Origin of the sequence: Iodidimonas sp. SYSU 1G8 (assembly GCF_039655775.1) — a bacterium.
GTDB lineage: Bacteria > Pseudomonadota > Alphaproteobacteria > SMXS01 > SMXS01 > RI-34.
Map to the genome: position 1 here is coordinate 1,170,131 of NZ_JBBYXJ010000001.1, position 14,709 is coordinate 1,184,839.

Genomic DNA, 14,709 nt, shown 5'->3' on the forward strand with positions numbered 1-14,709 from the left:
GATTACTGCCCCCAGATATTGCCGCCTCCCGCCATTTTCGCGATGGATGCGAGATAGAACAGAACCACCAGCACAAACAGCACGCCGGCGATCGCCCAGTTGCGGGCGCGGCGCTTCTTGTGCTCTTCGGACAATGGCATCAGCTCAACCCCACCAGTTTCTCGACCAAGAGCGCCGCGAAGAGCGCGAACAGGTAGAGGATCGAGAACAGGAACAGCCGGCGCGGCTGGGTCATGTCCTCGCCGCGCCACACGCGCCATGCCAGGACGAGGAACCCCGCGCCGAGGACCGACGAGACGGCGCCATAGAGGGTGCCGGCCATGCCGAGCAGGCTCGGGCTGATGGCGAGCGGCACCAGCAGGACGCTGTAGATGAGGATCTGCTTGCGCGTCTCGCGCTGACCGGAGACGACCGGCAGCATGGGAACGCCGACCTTTTCGTAATCGCCCTTGGCGAACAGCGAGAGCGCCCAGAAATGCGGCGGGGTCCACATGAAGATGATGGCGAAGAGCAGCAGCGGCTCCCAACTGACCGTTCCGGTCACGGCGGCCCAGCCGATCACCGGCGGCAACGCCCCGGAGGCGCCGCCGATGACGATGTTCTGCGCCGTCCGGCGCTTGAGCCACATGGTGTAGACGACCACGTAGAACAGGATCGTGAACGCCAGCAGCGCGGCCGAGAGCACGTTGATGAACAGGCCGAGCACGACCACGGAGCCGACCGACAGAGCGACGCCGAAACCGAGCGCGTCGCCATCGGTGAGCCGACCGGCCGGAATAGGCCTGCCCTTGGTGCGCGACATGACGGCATCGATGTCGGAATCGTACCACATGTTGAGCGCGCCCGAGGCGCCGGCACCCACGGCGATGCACAGGATCGCCAGGATCGCCAGGACCGGGTGGATGTCGCCGGGCGCCGCGACCAGCCCGACGAGGCCGGTGAAGACGACGAGAGACATCACCCTGGGCTTCAGCAGCGCGAGGTAGTCACCGACACGCGGATGCATGTCGGTGACGATCCCCGGAGCGTCGTTGGACTGGACCGATGCGATTGCCGCGTCGGACACGTCGTTTCTCCCGATTACTTAATCCGCGGCAGGTCGTTGAACTGGTGGAACGGCGGCGGCGACGACAGGGTCCATTCCAGCGTCGTGGCACCTTCGCCCCACGGATTGTCGGCGACCTTGCGCTTGCGGGCGAACGCCTCGGCGATGACCACAAGGAACAGGATGGCACCGGCATAGGACAGATAGGCGCCCATCGACGAGATGTGATTGAAGCCGGCGAAGGCGTCAGGATAGTCGATGTAGCGGCGCGGCATGCCGGCCATGCCCAGGAAGTGCTGCGGGAAGAAGATCAGGTTCACGCCGATAAAGGTGATCCAGAAGTGAATCTGCCCGAGGACCTCGTTGTACTGAACGCCGCTCATCTTGCCGAACCAGTAGTAGAAGCCGGCGAAGATGGAGAACAGCGCGCCCATGGACATGGTGTAGTGGAAGTGCGCGACCACGTAGTAGGTGTCGTGCAGCGCCTGATCGACGGCCGCGTTGGCCAGCACCACGCCGGTCACGCCGCCGATGGTGAACAGGAAGATCATGCCCAGCGCGAACAGCATCGGCGTCTTGAACTCGATGGAGCCGCCCCACATGGTGGCGATCCACGAGAAGATCTTGATGCCGGTCGGCACCGCGATGACCAGGGTCGCCGCGACGAAATAGGCCTGGGTGTCGACGTTCATGCCGACGGTGAACATGTGGTGCGCCCACACGACGAAGCCGATCACGCCGATGGCGACCATGGCGTAGGCCATGCCGAGATAGCCGAACACCGGCTTCTTCGAGAAGGTCGAGATGATCTGGCTGATGATGCCGAAGCCGGGCAGGATCAGGATGTACACTTCGGGGTGGCCGAAGAACCAGAACAGATGCTGGAACAGGATCGGGTCGCCGCCGCCCTGGGCGTCGAAGAAGTGCGTGCCGAAGTTCCGATCGGTCAGCAGCATGGTGATGGCGCCGGCGAGAACCGGCAGGGCCAGCAGCAGCAGGAACACGGTCACCAGCACCGACCACACGAACAGCGGCATCTTGTGCAAGGTCATGCCCGGGGCGCGCATGTTCAGGATGGTGGTGATGAAGTTGATGGCACCCAGGATCGAGGACACGCCCGCCACGTGAAGGGCGAGGATCGCGAGATCGACGGACGGGTTGCCCATGGCGCTGGAACCGTTACCGATCACCGAAAGCGGCGGGTAGATGGTCCAGCCGCCGCCCGGGCCTTCACCGATGAACAGCGACAGGACCAGAAGGGTGAAAGCGGGAATCAGCAGCCAGAAGCTGATGTTGTTCATGCGCGGGAACGCCATGTCCGGCGCGCCGATCATCAGCGGCACGAACCAGTTGCCGAAACCGCCGATCAGGGCGGGCATGACCATGAAGAAGATCATGATCAGGCCGTGCGCGGACACGAACACGTTGAAGAGCTGCTTGGCCTGGTCGGGATCGGCGGCCAGATGGGTGAAGATCTGGAGGCCCGGCTCCTGCAATTCCATGCGCATGAGGACGGACAGGCCGCCACCGACCAGACCCGCGATGATCGCGAAGATCAGGTAGAGCGTGCCGATGTCCTTGTGGTTGGTCGACATCACCCAGCGACGGAAGCCCGTCGGCAAGTGGTGGTCGTCGTGACCGGCGTGGGCGGTTTCACCGTAAGCCATCTTTAGAGCGTCCTTCTAATTCCGGCGCGGATTACTCCGCGTGCCCCGTGTTGAGGGCAAGAGTCTTGGTCTCGGCCGCGCCACTGTCGGCGGCCTTCGTCGTCGCCAGCCAGGCCTCGTACTCCGCCTTCGACACGACATCGACGGTAATCGGCATGTAGGCATGGCGCTGGCCGCACAATTCGGAGCACTGGCCATAGTAGCGCCCTTCCATGCCCGGCAGTACGCGGAACCAGCGCTCGTTCAGACGGCCGGGAACGGCGTCGACCTTCACGCCGAAGGACGGGATGGTCCACGAATGGATCACGTCCTGCGGGTTGGCCGTCACCTGGAGCCGGATCACGGTGTTGACCGGGATGACGATATGGTTGTCGACGGTCAGCAGGCGGGGCTGGCCCGGTTTCAGGTCCGCTTCCTCGACCAGGATGGAGGAGAAGGACACTTCTTCTTCCGGATACTCATATTCCCAGTACCAGCGGTTGCCGGTGACCTTCAGCACGATCTCCTCGGCTTCGGGAGCGACGCCCGAATAGGCCGCGAGATCCGCCGGCGGCGCATCCTGGAAATACACGGCGCGCACGCTGATGATGCCGATGATCGCGACGATGATGGTGGGCACCACCGTCCAGACCACCTCGATCATGGTGTTGTGCGAGGTGCGGCTGGGAACCGGGTTGGCCTTCGCGCGGAACCTGAAGAGCGTGTAGGCCATCAGCGCGGCGACGATCACCGAGATGACGACGATCAACGGCATGAGGATGTCGTTGTGGAACCATTCGATTTCCACCTTCACATCGGTCGCGGCGACCTGGAAACCGAGCTGCCAGGGTTTGGGCTCGCCTTTCGTCACGATGTCGGCGAAAGCCGCGCCGGGCGCGGCAAGGGAGAGGAGCGAGCTCAGAGCGGCCGCCATTGTTTTTACTTTAGACATTCTCGTCCTTCGGTTCGCAAAGGTCCCGGCCGGGGGGCCTGAAAAGTCGGCGCGACACTACACCCAGTGTTTTGCCTTCACAACCGGTTATCGAGCCTCGCAAGGCCCGTTGGCAAGCACAATTCACGGGCAATGGGTGTACATCGGAATGGCGTCTCTGGCTCTGTGCGGAAGGCGCATAATTGATGGTCGAAATGCGCATGGTGCCGGTCCATATTAGGGATCACAGACGCTTGAATGATCGGAAATCCCCCATGTCGGACGAATCAATCGCCAGAGATCTCTTCTATACGCAGACCGGCCTTGACGAGGCGGCGGCGCTGGCGATCACGGAAAACGCGCTGCACGGGTGCGACGACGGCGAGCTGTACCTTGAGTACACCCAGTCCGAGAATTTCGTTTTCGATGACGGGCGGCTGAAGAAGGCCAGCTTCGACACGGCGCGCGGATTCGGCCTGCGCGGCGTGTCCGGAGAGTCGACGGGCTATGCCCATGCCTCGGAACTTTCGGAACAGGCGCTGAAACGTGCCAGCGACACCGTCAGCGCCGTGCGGCGCGGCCGGTCCGGCATCATGACACCTGCCCCGAACGGCACCAACCAGAAGCTCTACGCGCCGGACAACCCGCTCGATCAGGTCGCGTTCGACGCCAAGGTCGGCATTCTCGAAAGCATGGATGCCTATGCCCGCTCGCTCGACTCACGCGTCCGGCAGGTGTCGGCCTCGTTGTCGGGCGAATGGTCGGTGGTGGAAATCGTCCGGGCCGACGGCAAGCGCGTGCGCGACATCCGTCCGCTGGTCCGTCTCGACGTCTCGGTGATCGCGGGACAGGGCGACCGCCAAGAGAGCGGCCACATGGGCGCCGGCGGCCGTTGGGGCTATGCCGAACTGCTCGATCCGACCAATTGGCGCGGCCAGGTCGACGAGGCGCTGCGCCAGGCGCTGGTGAATCTCGACTCGGTCGATGCGCCGGCGGGCGAGATGGAAGTGGTGCTGGGCGCCGGCTGGCCCGGCGTCATGCTGCACGAGGCGATCGGCCACGGCCTGGAAGGCGACTTCAACAGGAAGAAGACGTCGGCGTTCGCCGGGCTGATGGGCGAACGCGTCGCCGCGCCGGGCGTCACCGTGGTCGATGACGGCACGCTGGAAGGCCGCCGCGGATCGCTGACGGTGGATGACGAGGGCACGCCGACCCAGTCCACCCTGCTGATCGAGGACGGCATCTTGCGCGGCTACATGCAGGACCGGCTCAACGCCCGGCTGATGGGCATGGCCCCGACCGGCAATGGACGCCGCCAGAGCTATGGCCACATGCCCATGCCGCGCATGACCAACACCTACATGCTGGGCGGGGACCGGGATCCGGGCGAGATCATCGCCGCGGTGAAGGATGGCATCTACGCGGTCAATTTCGGCGGCGGACAGGTGGATATCACCAGCGGCAAGTTCGTCTTCACCTGCACGGAAGCCTACAGGGTGCAGAACGGCAAGATCGGCGCCCCCGTCAAGGGCGCGACCCTGATCGGCGTCGGGCCGGAGGCGCTGAAGCGGATCCGCATGATCGGCAACGACATGAAGCTGGATTCGGGCATCGGTACCTGCGGCAAGAGCGGTCAGGGCGTTCCCGTCGGCGTCGGTCAACCGACCATGCTGATCGACGGCCTGACCATCGGCGGCACGGCATCCTGAGGACTAAAAAAACCTTCAGGCCTGCATAATCCCTTAACAAAACTTAACCAAGCGGCCCGAACGCCGCTGGAAAAGCCGTGCTATTGTCGCGCGGTGAAGGGAACTGGCCGTTCCCCGGCGCTGGAGAAATGGGTCCAGCGCAGGGAGCGGGCCGCTCGGTTCCGGATTTGGCTAGCCATTTAAGTAGGGCGGATGGGTCGCGGCATCGTCCGAAATATTCCGTCCAGGACGCAGATGAATATGTATGCCGGGCAGCGCATGAGCTTCAAGCGCGACAAGGTCTATCACGACATCCTGTCGGAACGGCACGACGTGCCCGAGGCGCACCTCATCGTCAGCACGCCGCTGCGCTGGGCGGCGGGGCTGGCCGCGTTGACCTTCTACGGGTTGATCACGTGGTCGCTCTACTGGGTGAGCAATGTGGGATTCCGGGAATCGGCCGATCCCAGCGTCGTGCCGGTCTGGCGCCACTTCCTCGGCCTGGTGCTCAACACGTCGGCCATCGGCTTTAGCGCGATCTTTCTCGTCTCGCTCGTCCTGTGGGCCGCGCGGCAGGCCAGCCCACGCTATCCCTTCGCCTTCGGAAGCCTGGGCTTCATCGCCGGCCTGCTGATCGCCACCGTTCTCTGACGCCTAATAGGCGTATTCGTCGAACACCGGCAGCACACTGCCATTCCAGCGGGTGTTGTAGGCCGCGAGCAGATCGTCGGCCTGGGTGCGGCCGGTTTCCGCGATATGGCGCAGGGACGAGAGGAAACCGGTTTCGTCGTCGCCTTTGTAGTCGAGCCGGGCGCGGCGGCGCAGTCCTTCGGCCGACAGATCCAGTACCTTCCGGGCCACGTCCTGAATGGTGCCATCGCCGATGCGGGCCTTGAGCGCGAGACGCGGCACGTCGGCGCGCAGCCGCTCGTGATCCTCGATGCTCCAGTCCTTCACCAGATCCCAGGCGGCATCCAGCACGGCATCGTCATAGAGCAGGCCGACCCACAAGGCGGGCAGCGCGCACAGGCGCTTCCACGGGCCGCCATCGGCGCCGCGCATTTCCAGGAATTTCTTGAGCCGCACTTCCGGGAACACGGTGGTCATGTGCTGTTCCCAGTCGTCCATGGTCGGCAGCTCGCCCGGCCGACCCGGCAGACGGCCCTCCATGAACGCGCGAAACGACTGGCCGGCGACGTCGATGTACCGACCGTCGCGATAGATGAAGTACATGGGCACGTCGAGCACGTAGTCCACATAGCGCTCGAAGCTCATGCCGTCCTCGAACACGAAGGGCAGCACGCCGCAGCGGTCCGGATCGGTGTCCTCCCACACATGGCTGCGATAGGACAAGTAGCCGTTGGGTTTGCCTTCGATGAAGGGCGAATTGGCGAAAAGCGCCGTGGCGACCGGCTGAAGCGCCAGCGACACGCGGAACTTCTTCACCATGTCGGCTTCCGACCGGTAGTCGAGATTGGCCTGCACGGTGCAGGTGCGGAACATCATGTCGAGGCCCATGGTGCCGACCTTCGGCATGTAGTTGCGCATGATCTGATAGCGGCCCTTGGGCATCATGGGCACGTCCTCGCGCCGCATGTTGGGCGTGAAGCCCAGGCCGATGAAGCCCACGTTCAGCTCGCGCGAAACCTGCTGCACCTGATCGAGATGGGTGTTCACCTCGTCGCAGGTCTGCCAGATGGTATCGAGCGGGGCGCCCGACAACTCGAACTGGCCGCCGGGCTCCAGGGTGATGGAGGCGCCGTCCTGCTTGAGGGCGATGATGTTGTCGCCCTCGGCGACGGCTTCCCAGCCGAAACGGCACATGCCATTGAGCACGGCCTGAATCCCGGACGGCCCGTCATAGGGCAGCGCCTGCTTGTCGGAAAGGCGGAAGCCGAACTTTTCGTGTTCGGTGCCGACGCGCCACTGTTCCTTCGGCTTGTTGCCGCTCTCGATGTACTCGACGAGCTGCGTCTTCGATTCGACGCGCGTCTGGTTGGCTTGGCCCGGTACTCCGGCCATGGCTATGGGCTCCTACCCGTTTGAGTATCGCCAAGTAACGACTGGCGCAGCGCCTTTCAAGAGCAATCACACCTGACCGCTTCGCGGCGGTGTGGCCCAATCTCCCAGCGTTGCCTGGAACAGGCTGAGCGCCGCCACCGCCGCCGTATCGGCGCGCATGATTCGCGGCCCCAGACTGATGGGGACGGCGCGCGGCAATCGCCGAATCATGTCCCGCTCGGCGTCGGTGAATCCGCCTTCCGGTCCGGTCAGCACGGCCCACGAGTCGCCCTGCCCGCGCAGCCCCTGCAGCGTCTCCAGCGCCGGTCTGTCGCCGCCCTCGTCGCAGAAGATCAGGCCGCGTCCCTCGGGCCAATCGCCGAGGATGTTGCGCAGCGGGCGCGCGGCCTGCACCTCGGGTACGCCGAGACATTCGCATTGCTCGGCGGCTTCGACCGCGTTGGCGCGCAGCCGGTCCTCGTTGATGTTGCGCACGATGGTGCGGTCGGTCAGTGCCGGCACCAGCGCCGCGGCGCCCAGTTCGGTCGCCTTCTGAACAATGAAGTCAAGTCGCGCGCCCTTGATCGGCGCGAAGACGAGCCAGAGATCCGGCACGGAACTCTGCATCCGGACGGACGCTTCGGCACGCGCGGCGCCACTCTTCTTGCCCAGCGCCGTCAACGCGATGGTCCATTCGCCGTCGCGGCCATTGAACGCATGCAACCTGTCGCCTTCGCGCTGGCGCATGACCGCGCGCAGATAATGGACCTGGTCGCCGGTCAGCGCGATATCCGCGCCGGGAGTCAGCGGCTGGTCGATGAACAGACGGATTTTCGAGGGGTCGTAGGCCATGACGGTGTGTTGCTCCAGAACCCCGATAGCGCTAACACACTTCGATGACGAAGCGAAAGCCAGCCTGATGGAGCCCGCAACCGCCCGCCCCGCCGACGCCGTGCCCGATGGCTGGGTCGACCGGTGGCTCCCCGCCGACCTGCGACCATGGGCGCGGCTCATGCGGCTCGACCGGCCGGTCGGTGCGTGGCTGCTGCTGTGGCCATGCTGGTGGAGCACCGTGCTGGCCGCCGGCGCGGCCGAGGTTAGGCCCTGGGACATGCGCGTGCTGGCGCCGCTGGCGGCCTTCGCCGCCGGCGCGCTGGTGATGCGGGCGGCCGGCTGCGCCGTCAACGACATCTGGGACCGTGACATCGACGGCAAGGTGGCGCGTACCGCAGGACGCCCGATCGCCAGCGGCGCCATCAGCGTCACGGGCGCGCTGACCCTGGTGGCCGCGCTGGGGCTGCTGGGTCTCGCGATCTTGCTGTCGTTCAATGCGCCGACCATCGTGGTCGCCATCGCCTCGTTGCCACTGGTCGTGCTCTATCCTCTCGCGAAGCGCGTCACTCACTGGCCGCAGGCGGTGCTCGGGATCGTCTTCAACTGGGGTGCCCTGCTCGGCTGGACGGCGGTCACGGGCGACTACCCGGGTTGGCCTGCCGCCGCGCTTTATGCCGGCTGCTTCTTCTGGACGCTGGGCTACGACACCATCTACGCGCACCAGGACCGGGAGGACGACATCAAGGCCGGCGTACGGTCGTCGGCCCTGGCGCTGGGCTGCAACACCGCCCCGGCTCTGGCGGTCTTCTATGGCCTTGCCGTGCTGTCGTGGGGATCCGCCGGCTGGCTGACCGGCGCCGGGCCGGTGTTCTACGCTGGCCTCGCGCTAGCCGCCGCGCATTTCGCCTGGCAGATCCGCAGGCTCGACATCGATGACCCGGCCAACTGCCTGGGTCTGTTCCGGTCCAACATACGCTTTGGCTGGATCGTCTTTGCTGCCATCATGGCTGGCCAACTGGGGTAAGACCGACAGATGCCCTATTCTTCCCTGCGCGATTTCATGGCGACCCTCGAGGCTCGCGGCCTGCTGGCACGGGTCAGCGAGCCGGTGTCCACGGTGCTGGAGATGACCGAAATCCAGACCCGCCTGCTGGCCGAGGGCGGCCCCGCCGTACTGTTCGAGAACGCCCTGAAACCGGACGGCACGCGGAGCGACGTACCGGTGCTGGTCAACCTGTTCGGTACGGTGGAACGGGTGGCGCTGGGCATGGACCGCAGGCCGGAAGAACTGCGCGAGGTCGGCGAGACGCTGGCGTTCCTGCGCCAACCCGAGCCGCCCGGCGGCTGGCGCGAGGCGCTGGACATGCTGCCGCTGCTGCGCACGGTGATGGCGATGAAGCCGAAGACGGTGTCCTCGGCGCCGGTGCATCAGGTCGTGCTCAAGGGCGACGACATCGATCTGTCGGCCCTGCCCGTCCAGACCTGCTGGCCGGGCGAGCCCGCGCCGCTGATCACGTGGCCGCTGGTGGTGACCAAGGGTCCGGGCAAGCGCAAGGAGGACGATTTCAACCTGGGCATCTACCGCATGCAGGTGACGGGCCGAAACACGGCCATCATGCGCTGGCTCAAGCACCGTGGCGGCGCGCAGCATCACCAGCGCTGGGCGCAGGAAAAGTCCGAACCGCTGCCCGCCGCCGTGGTCATCGGCGCCGATCCGGGCACCATCCTCGCGGCGGTGACCCCGGTCCCCGATACGCTGTCCGAATACCAGTTCGCCGGCCTGCTGCGTGGCCGCAAGGTCGAGCTTGTCGATTGCAAGACGGTGCCGCTCAAGGTTCCGGCCGAGGCCGAGATCGTCCTGGAGGGCCACGTTTCGCTGACCGACTACGCCGATGAAGGCCCGTATGGCGATCACACGGGCTACTACAATTCGGTCGAGAAATTTCCGGTGTTCACCATCTCGGCGATCACCATGCGCCGCGACCCGATCTACCTGTCCACCTTCACGGGCCGTCCGCCCGACGAACCCAGCGTGCTGGGCGAGGCGCTCAACGAGGTGTTCATTCCACTGCTGCGCCAGCAGTTCCCCGAGATCACCGATTTCTGGCTGCCGCCGGAAGGCTGCTCCTACCGCATCGCGGTGGTGTCCATGCGCAAGGCCTACCCCGGCCACGCCAAGCGTGTCATGCTCGGCGTCTGGTCCTATCTGCGGCAGTTCATGTACACCAAGTGGGTGATCGTGGTGGATGACGACATCGACGCCCGGAACTGGAAAGATGTCATGTGGGCGATCGCCACCCGCATGGACCCCGCGCGCGACATCACCCTGATCGAGAACACCCCCATCGACTATCTGGACTTCGCCTCGCCCGAGGAGAGCCTGGGCAGCAAGATCGGGCTGGACGCGACCAACAAGTGGCCGCCCGAGACCAAGCGCGAATGGGGCCGCGAAATCCGCATGTCGGACGAGGTGATCCGGTCGGTCACGGAAAAATGGGCGCGCCTCGGTCTTCCGGGCAGCGGCAAGCCGATCTGGAGCGACCGATGAACCCGGAAGCCCCGTCTTCCCCTGTCACACGGAGCCGTTGAGCATGGCGCGGATCTTTCTGCTGATCGTCGGCGGCATCGTCATCTTCATCATCGTGGCGCTGCTGGTCATCGCGGCGTTCAAGGACGAGCTGGCCTATCTGTCGATGACGCCGGGCGATCCGTTCGACGCGGCCGCCGTGCCGCCGGCGCCGGATTACGCGCAGCCGTCGGCCTGGGCCGCCCGTCCGGAAACCCGGGACGCCGCCGACCAGATTCCCGCGGCCTCGCGCGCCCGCAACAACCAGGCGGACGCCGAGGTCGACGTGTTCTTCATCGCGCCGACGACTTATTACAACCGGAAGAGCTGGAACGGCGCCATCGACGACGCCGACGCACGCGAGCGCATGGACGAATTCGTGCTCAAGTATCAGGCGAGCGCCTTCAACGGCGCTGGCCGCATCTACGCCCCGCTCTATCGCCAGGCCACGCTGGGTGCCTTCTTCCCCAAGAACAGGGAGGACGGCGACAAGGCGCTGGAGGTTGCGTATGAAGATGTCAGACGCGCCTTCCGCCACTACATGGACACCGACAACAAGGGCCGTCCGTTCATTCTCGCGGCGCACAGCCAGGGCAGCCGCCATCTGGTCAACCTGCTGCGCGACGAAATCGACGGCACGCCGCTGGCCCAGCGCATGATCGCGGCCTACGCCGTGGGCTTTGCCCTGCCGACCGACCTGTTCACTCGGGTATACAAGACGATCCAACCCTGCGCGGCACCCACCCAGACCGGGTGCGTGGTCAGCTGGAACAGTTTTTCCGCGCAGGATTCCGATCCCAGCAGTCTCTTCGACAATATCGGCTTCCAGTTCGACGGCGCCTACGAGAGCAACACCGGCAAGACGCTGCTCTGCGTCAATCCCCTGCGATGGACGCAGACCGGTGACGTCGCGCCCGCCAATGAAAACCTCGGCGCGATCCCGACGACCGATGGCGCGATGAGCAAGCCTGAAGCCGGTGTGACCGGCGCGCGGTGCCGGGACGGTGTCCTCTACATCTCGCCGCCGCAGGAGAACGGTTTCAGCGGCCTGGTGCTGCCGGGCGGCAACTACCACATCTATGACTACAATCTGTTCTACATGAACATCCGCCGCAACGCGGAGGAACGCACGAGAGCCTATCTCGCCGCCGCTTCGTGAATTTTCCGTGACAGCCGCATGACCGGCTTTACCCAGTCAACGCGCCCTCCTATAGACGGTCGCCATGAGAATATTGCTCCGTAGCGCCCTGCTGCTTGCCTGCCTCGCCGGCGTCTCGCCGGCCTGGTCAGCCCCTCTTCCACCACCGCGCATCGCGACCGTCGATCTGCAGGAATTGAGTCGTATGTCGAAGGCGACGGCGGATCTGGACCGCAAGGTCAACGCGGCCAAGCAGGCGTTCCGCGAGAACGCCAAATTCAAGTACGAGAAAATCCAGGAAGAATTGCGCGACTTCCGCGTCGAGTCCGCGGCTATCCCACAAGCGGAGCGGGCCGAGCGGCAATCGTCGCTGGAACAGCGCATCGCCGGATTGGCCGAGGAAGAAAAAACCGCGATGGCGGCGATCGATTCGCGCGGCGAGGCGACGATGGCCGCGCTGCAGGGCAAGCTTACCGGGATCATCAAGGAGATCGCCGACGGCCTGACCGTCGATCTGGTGCTGGAGAAGACGTCCTACGACGCTCTGGTTAAGGACAAGCTGCTGGCGGCCGGGGCCAACGACATCACCGGCCTCGTCCTCGTCTTCCTCAACGACCAGATTCCGACGGTCGAGCTGGCCCCCGAAGGAGCCGCGCCATGAAACGCTTCCTCGCCATCGCCGCCCTCGTCCTGATGCCCGCCGCGGCCATGGCCCAGGCCGCTCCGGCCGAGACGGCGAGCGCCTCCAGCGCTTTTCTGGTGCTGGACACGGATCGCGTCGCCGCCGAAGCCACGGCGATGCAGGCGATCTATGACCAGATCGAGCGGCAGAAGACCATCGAAGCCGCCGCCTACAACATGGCGCTCGACAAGCTCGAGAGCGAGTTCGATCCCGTCCGCGCCCAGAGCGCGACGATGGACGCGGCCGAGTACGAGAAAGCGGTCACGCGCTTCAACGAGATCAAGGCGGAGATCGACGGCGTGCTCAAGCAGGCGCAGGACCGGCTGATGGCGGCGGGCGAAAAGGCCATCGCCGAATTCAACGCCGCGGCCAACGAGGTCGGCCAGCAATTGCTCAAGGAGCACGGCGCCAGCCGTTTCCTCGATGGCGCGGCTGTCCTGTATGTGCGCGAGGGGTCCGGTTACGACGTGACCAGCGAGGCCATCAAGCGCATCAATGCCCGTCTGCCGACCGTGAAGGTGGATATACCTCCGCCGGCCAAGTCCTGAGGTCAGGAGAAGGTGAACCGCGGCGGCCGCTTGCCGAGGAACGCCGCCACTCCCTCCCGGTAATCCTCGCCTTCATACGCGCCCATGGCGAGCGCCCAGCTTTCCTCGGTCTCGGCCAGCGCGCCATCCGCGATCAGGCCAATCACGCGTTTCAGAGCCCGAACGGAATATTGCGAGTTGCGGCAGATCTGCGCGGCGAAGGCACGCGTCTGCGCCTCGATTTCATCCAGCGGATAGAGCGCGGTCGCCAGACCGATCGCCAGTGCCTCGTCCGCCGCCACGGCGCGGCCGGTGAACATCATGCTCTTGGCATGAGACGGCCCGACGACATCCACGAGTTGCTTCATGTCCTCGAGCGTATACGCCAGACCAAGCCGGGCCGGTGGAATGCCGAACCGGGCCTCGGGCGACGCGAAGCGGATGTCGCAGGTCAGGGCGATGGCGCAGCCGCCGCCCATGCAGATTCCCCGCACCATGGCGATGGTGGGCTTGGTCATGGCCGTCAACGCGCGCAAGCCCTGGGTGATGGCGGCGCGGTTGGCGTCGCGCAGGGCGGCATCGGTATTGAGGACCTCGAATTCCGAGATGTCGGCCCCGGCGCTGAATGCTTTCGGCGCCGCGCCGCGCACCACCAGCACCTTGATCGCCGGATCGGCCTCGGCCTGGGCGGTCAGATGGGGAATCGCTTCCCACATGGCCTGGCTGAGGGCGTTGTGCTTGTCGGGCCGGTCGATGGTAAGCCATGCCAGCTCGCCATCCTTTTCCAGATAGATGGGGCCTTCGCTCACATGATTTTCCTTAGGTTCGGGGCGCCGGATCGCGGCCCAGTGTCTCCCTGAGCGACACGACGCGGCCGATGAGGATCAGCACCGGCGGCGCCAGATGCACCTCCCGGACCCGGGCGGGAAGGCTTTCGATGGTGCCCAGAACGACCGTTTCGTCCTCGAGCGTGCCTTTGGATACGGCCATGGCGGGCTGGTCCGCCGGCATGCCGGCGGCGATCAGATTGGCGCTGATCTCGGGCAGCTTGGCGAGGCCCATATAGACGACGAGCGTGGTGTCCGGATCGGCCAGACTGGCCCAATTGAGATCGAGGGGTACGTTCTTGCCGCACTGGCCCGTGACGAAGCGCACGCCATTGGCAAGGCCGCGATGGGTCAGCGGCACGCCCAGGCCGGCCAGAACGCCGGAGGCCGCGGTAATCCCGGGCACCACCTCGAACGGCACGCTCGCCTCGGCGAGCACGAGAGCCTCCTCGCCGCCCCGGCCGAAAATGTAGGGATCGCCGCCCTTCAGGCGCACGACCGTCTTGCCTTGCCGCGCGAGCGTCACCAGCAACTGGCTGATTTCGGACTGGGGCAGCGAATGGGTGCCGCCTTCCTTGCCTACATAGACGCGCACGGCATGGGCCGGAATTTCGGACAGAATCTCGTCCGATACCAGACGGTCGTAGACGACGGCGTCGGCGGCGCGCAGCACGCGCAGCGCCTTGACCGTGATGAGGTCGGGATCGCCGGGACCGGCGCCGACCAGGTAGACCCTCGATTCTCCTGCCATAGCCCCAACTAGGCAACCCGGCGCGGAAAAGCAAGTGCGGCTATCGGCGGCCCGGCTTGTCCGATAACCGGCG

15 protein-coding genes are annotated in these 14,709 nt (G+C 65.3%); 7 read left to right on the plus strand and 8 right to left on the minus strand.

Annotated elements, in window-relative coordinates:
- Positions 1–2 precede the first annotated feature (2 nt).
- The 4 genes from WJU17_RS05610 to coxB all read right to left on the minus strand — a co-directional run bounded on the left by WJU17_RS05610 (position 3) and on the right by coxB (position 3,625).
- Complete coding sequence (locus tag WJU17_RS05610) at positions 3–140, minus strand: hypothetical protein (protein WP_346326352.1); 138 nt, start codon at positions 138–140, stop codon at positions 3–5.
- Positions 140–1,006: a heme o synthase gene (locus WJU17_RS05615; protein WP_346327402.1), complete on the minus strand. Its 867-nt coding sequence runs from the start codon at positions 1,004–1,006 to the stop codon at positions 140–142. The genes WJU17_RS05610 and WJU17_RS05615 overlap by 1 nt, the downstream gene beginning before the upstream one ends.
- 74 nt (positions 1,007–1,080) lie before the next feature.
- Positions 1,081–2,712 carry a cytochrome c oxidase subunit I gene (gene ctaD / locus WJU17_RS05620; protein WP_346326353.1) on the minus strand — a complete coding sequence of 544 codons (1,632 nt, stop codon included), beginning with the start codon at positions 2,710–2,712 and terminating at the stop codon, positions 1,081–1,083.
- A 31-nt stretch (positions 2,713–2,743) separates the two neighbouring features.
- A complete protein-coding gene (coxB, locus tag WJU17_RS05625) occupies positions 2,744–3,625 on the minus strand; it encodes a cytochrome c oxidase subunit II (protein ID WP_346326354.1) in 882 nt (293 codons plus the stop codon).
- 272 nt (positions 3,626–3,897) lie between these two features.
- Here coxB and tldD point away from each other — a divergent pair, with 272 nt between their 5' ends.
- Both tldD and WJU17_RS05635 read left to right on the plus strand, forming a co-directional pair.
- Entirely contained in the window at positions 3,898–5,331 is a 1,434-nt protein-coding gene (gene tldD, locus WJU17_RS05630; protein WP_346326355.1) for a metalloprotease TldD, read from the plus strand.
- Between the two features lie 234 nt (positions 5,332–5,565).
- The gene (locus WJU17_RS05635) at positions 5,566–5,961 is read left to right on the plus strand and encodes a hypothetical protein (protein WP_346326356.1); all 396 of its coding nucleotides are present in this window, start codon (positions 5,566–5,568) and stop codon (positions 5,959–5,961) included.
- Positions 5,962–5,964: 3 nt separating this feature from the next.
- On the opposite strand, the gene WJU17_RS05640 is transcribed toward WJU17_RS05635, so the two are convergent.
- Positions 5,965–7,332, minus strand: coding sequence for a glutamate--cysteine ligase (locus WJU17_RS05640; protein ID WP_346326357.1), 1,368 nt, complete (start codon positions 7,330–7,332; stop codon positions 5,965–5,967).
- A 66-nt stretch (positions 7,333–7,398) separates the two neighbouring features.
- Positions 7,399–8,163: a 16S rRNA (uracil(1498)-N(3))-methyltransferase gene (locus tag WJU17_RS05645; RefSeq protein WP_346326358.1), complete on the minus strand. Its 765-nt coding sequence runs from the start codon at positions 8,161–8,163 to the stop codon at positions 7,399–7,401.
- 67 nt (positions 8,164–8,230) lie between these two features.
- On the opposite strand from WJU17_RS05645, the gene ubiA reads away from it, so the two are divergent.
- The 5 genes from ubiA to WJU17_RS05670 all read left to right on the plus strand — a co-directional run bounded on the left by ubiA (position 8,231) and on the right by WJU17_RS05670 (position 13,079).
- A complete protein-coding gene (gene ubiA, locus WJU17_RS05650) occupies positions 8,231–9,169 on the plus strand; it encodes a 4-hydroxybenzoate octaprenyltransferase (RefSeq protein ID WP_346326359.1) in 939 nt (312 codons plus the stop codon).
- A gap of 9 nt (positions 9,170–9,178) precedes the next feature.
- Entirely contained in the window at positions 9,179–10,693 is a 1,515-nt protein-coding gene (locus WJU17_RS05655; protein WP_346326360.1) for a UbiD family decarboxylase, read from the plus strand.
- Between the two features lie 43 nt (positions 10,694–10,736).
- A complete protein-coding gene (locus WJU17_RS05660; RefSeq protein ID WP_346326361.1) occupies positions 10,737–11,870 on the plus strand; it encodes a DUF3089 domain-containing protein in 1,134 nt (377 codons plus the stop codon).
- A gap of 64 nt (positions 11,871–11,934) precedes the next feature.
- Complete coding sequence (locus WJU17_RS05665; RefSeq protein WP_346326362.1) at positions 11,935–12,510, plus strand: OmpH family outer membrane protein; 576 nt, start codon at positions 11,935–11,937, stop codon at positions 12,508–12,510.
- A complete protein-coding gene (locus WJU17_RS05670; protein ID WP_346326363.1) occupies positions 12,507–13,079 on the plus strand; it encodes an OmpH family outer membrane protein in 573 nt (190 codons plus the stop codon). The genes WJU17_RS05665 and WJU17_RS05670 overlap by 4 nt, the downstream gene beginning before the upstream one ends.
- Positions 13,080–13,081: 2 nt before the next feature.
- Here WJU17_RS05670 and WJU17_RS05675 read toward each other — a convergent pair whose 3' ends face one another.
- Together WJU17_RS05675 and cobA are read right to left on the minus strand one after the other, a co-directional pair.
- Positions 13,082–13,867: an enoyl-CoA hydratase-related protein gene (locus tag WJU17_RS05675; protein ID WP_346326364.1), complete on the minus strand. Its 786-nt coding sequence runs from the start codon at positions 13,865–13,867 to the stop codon at positions 13,082–13,084.
- Between the two features lie 10 nt (positions 13,868–13,877).
- Positions 13,878–14,636: a uroporphyrinogen-III C-methyltransferase gene (gene cobA, locus WJU17_RS05680; RefSeq protein WP_346326365.1), complete on the minus strand. Its 759-nt coding sequence runs from the start codon at positions 14,634–14,636 to the stop codon at positions 13,878–13,880.
- Positions 14,637–14,709 lie beyond the last annotated feature (73 nt).

Bases quoted from the DNA above. Each gene is read 5' to 3' on its own strand.
- WJU17_RS05645 (WP_346326358.1), bottom strand. From the start codon at position 8,163: ATGGCCTACGACCCCTCGAAAATCCGTCTGTTCATCGACCAGCCGCTG.
- WJU17_RS05640 (WP_346326357.1), bottom strand. From the start codon at position 7,332: ATGGCCGGAGTACCGGGCCAAGCCAACCAGACGCGCGTCGAATCGAAG.
- WJU17_RS05660 (WP_346326361.1), top strand. From the start codon at position 10,737: ATGGCGCGGATCTTTCTGCTGATCGTCGGCGGCATCGTCATCTTCATC.
- WJU17_RS05655 (WP_346326360.1), top strand. From the start codon at position 9,179: ATGCCCTATTCTTCCCTGCGCGATTTCATGGCGACCCTCGAGGCTCGC.
- ctaD (WP_346326353.1), bottom strand. From the start codon at position 2,712: ATGGCTTACGGTGAAACCGCCCACGCCGGTCACGACGACCACCACTTG.
- WJU17_RS05665 (WP_346326362.1), top strand. From the start codon at position 11,935: ATGAGAATATTGCTCCGTAGCGCCCTGCTGCTTGCCTGCCTCGCCGGC.
- WJU17_RS05615 (WP_346327402.1), bottom strand. From the start codon at position 1,006: ATGCATCCGCGTGTCGGTGACTACCTCGCGCTGCTGAAGCCCAGGGTG.
- WJU17_RS05635 (WP_346326356.1), top strand. From the start codon at position 5,566: ATGAATATGTATGCCGGGCAGCGCATGAGCTTCAAGCGCGACAAGGTC.
- cobA (WP_346326365.1), bottom strand. From the start codon at position 14,636: ATGGCAGGAGAATCGAGGGTCTACCTGGTCGGCGCCGGTCCCGGCGAT.
- tldD (WP_346326355.1), top strand. From the start codon at position 3,898: ATGTCGGACGAATCAATCGCCAGAGATCTCTTCTATACGCAGACCGGC.
- WJU17_RS05610 (WP_346326352.1), bottom strand. From the start codon at position 140: ATGCCATTGTCCGAAGAGCACAAGAAGCGCCGCGCCCGCAACTGGGCG.
- coxB (WP_346326354.1), bottom strand. From the start codon at position 3,625: ATGGCGGCCGCTCTGAGCTCGCTCCTCTCCCTTGCCGCGCCCGGCGCG.
- ubiA (WP_346326359.1), top strand. From the start codon at position 8,231: ATGGAGCCCGCAACCGCCCGCCCCGCCGACGCCGTGCCCGATGGCTGG.
- WJU17_RS05670 (WP_346326363.1), top strand. From the start codon at position 12,507: ATGAAACGCTTCCTCGCCATCGCCGCCCTCGTCCTGATGCCCGCCGCG.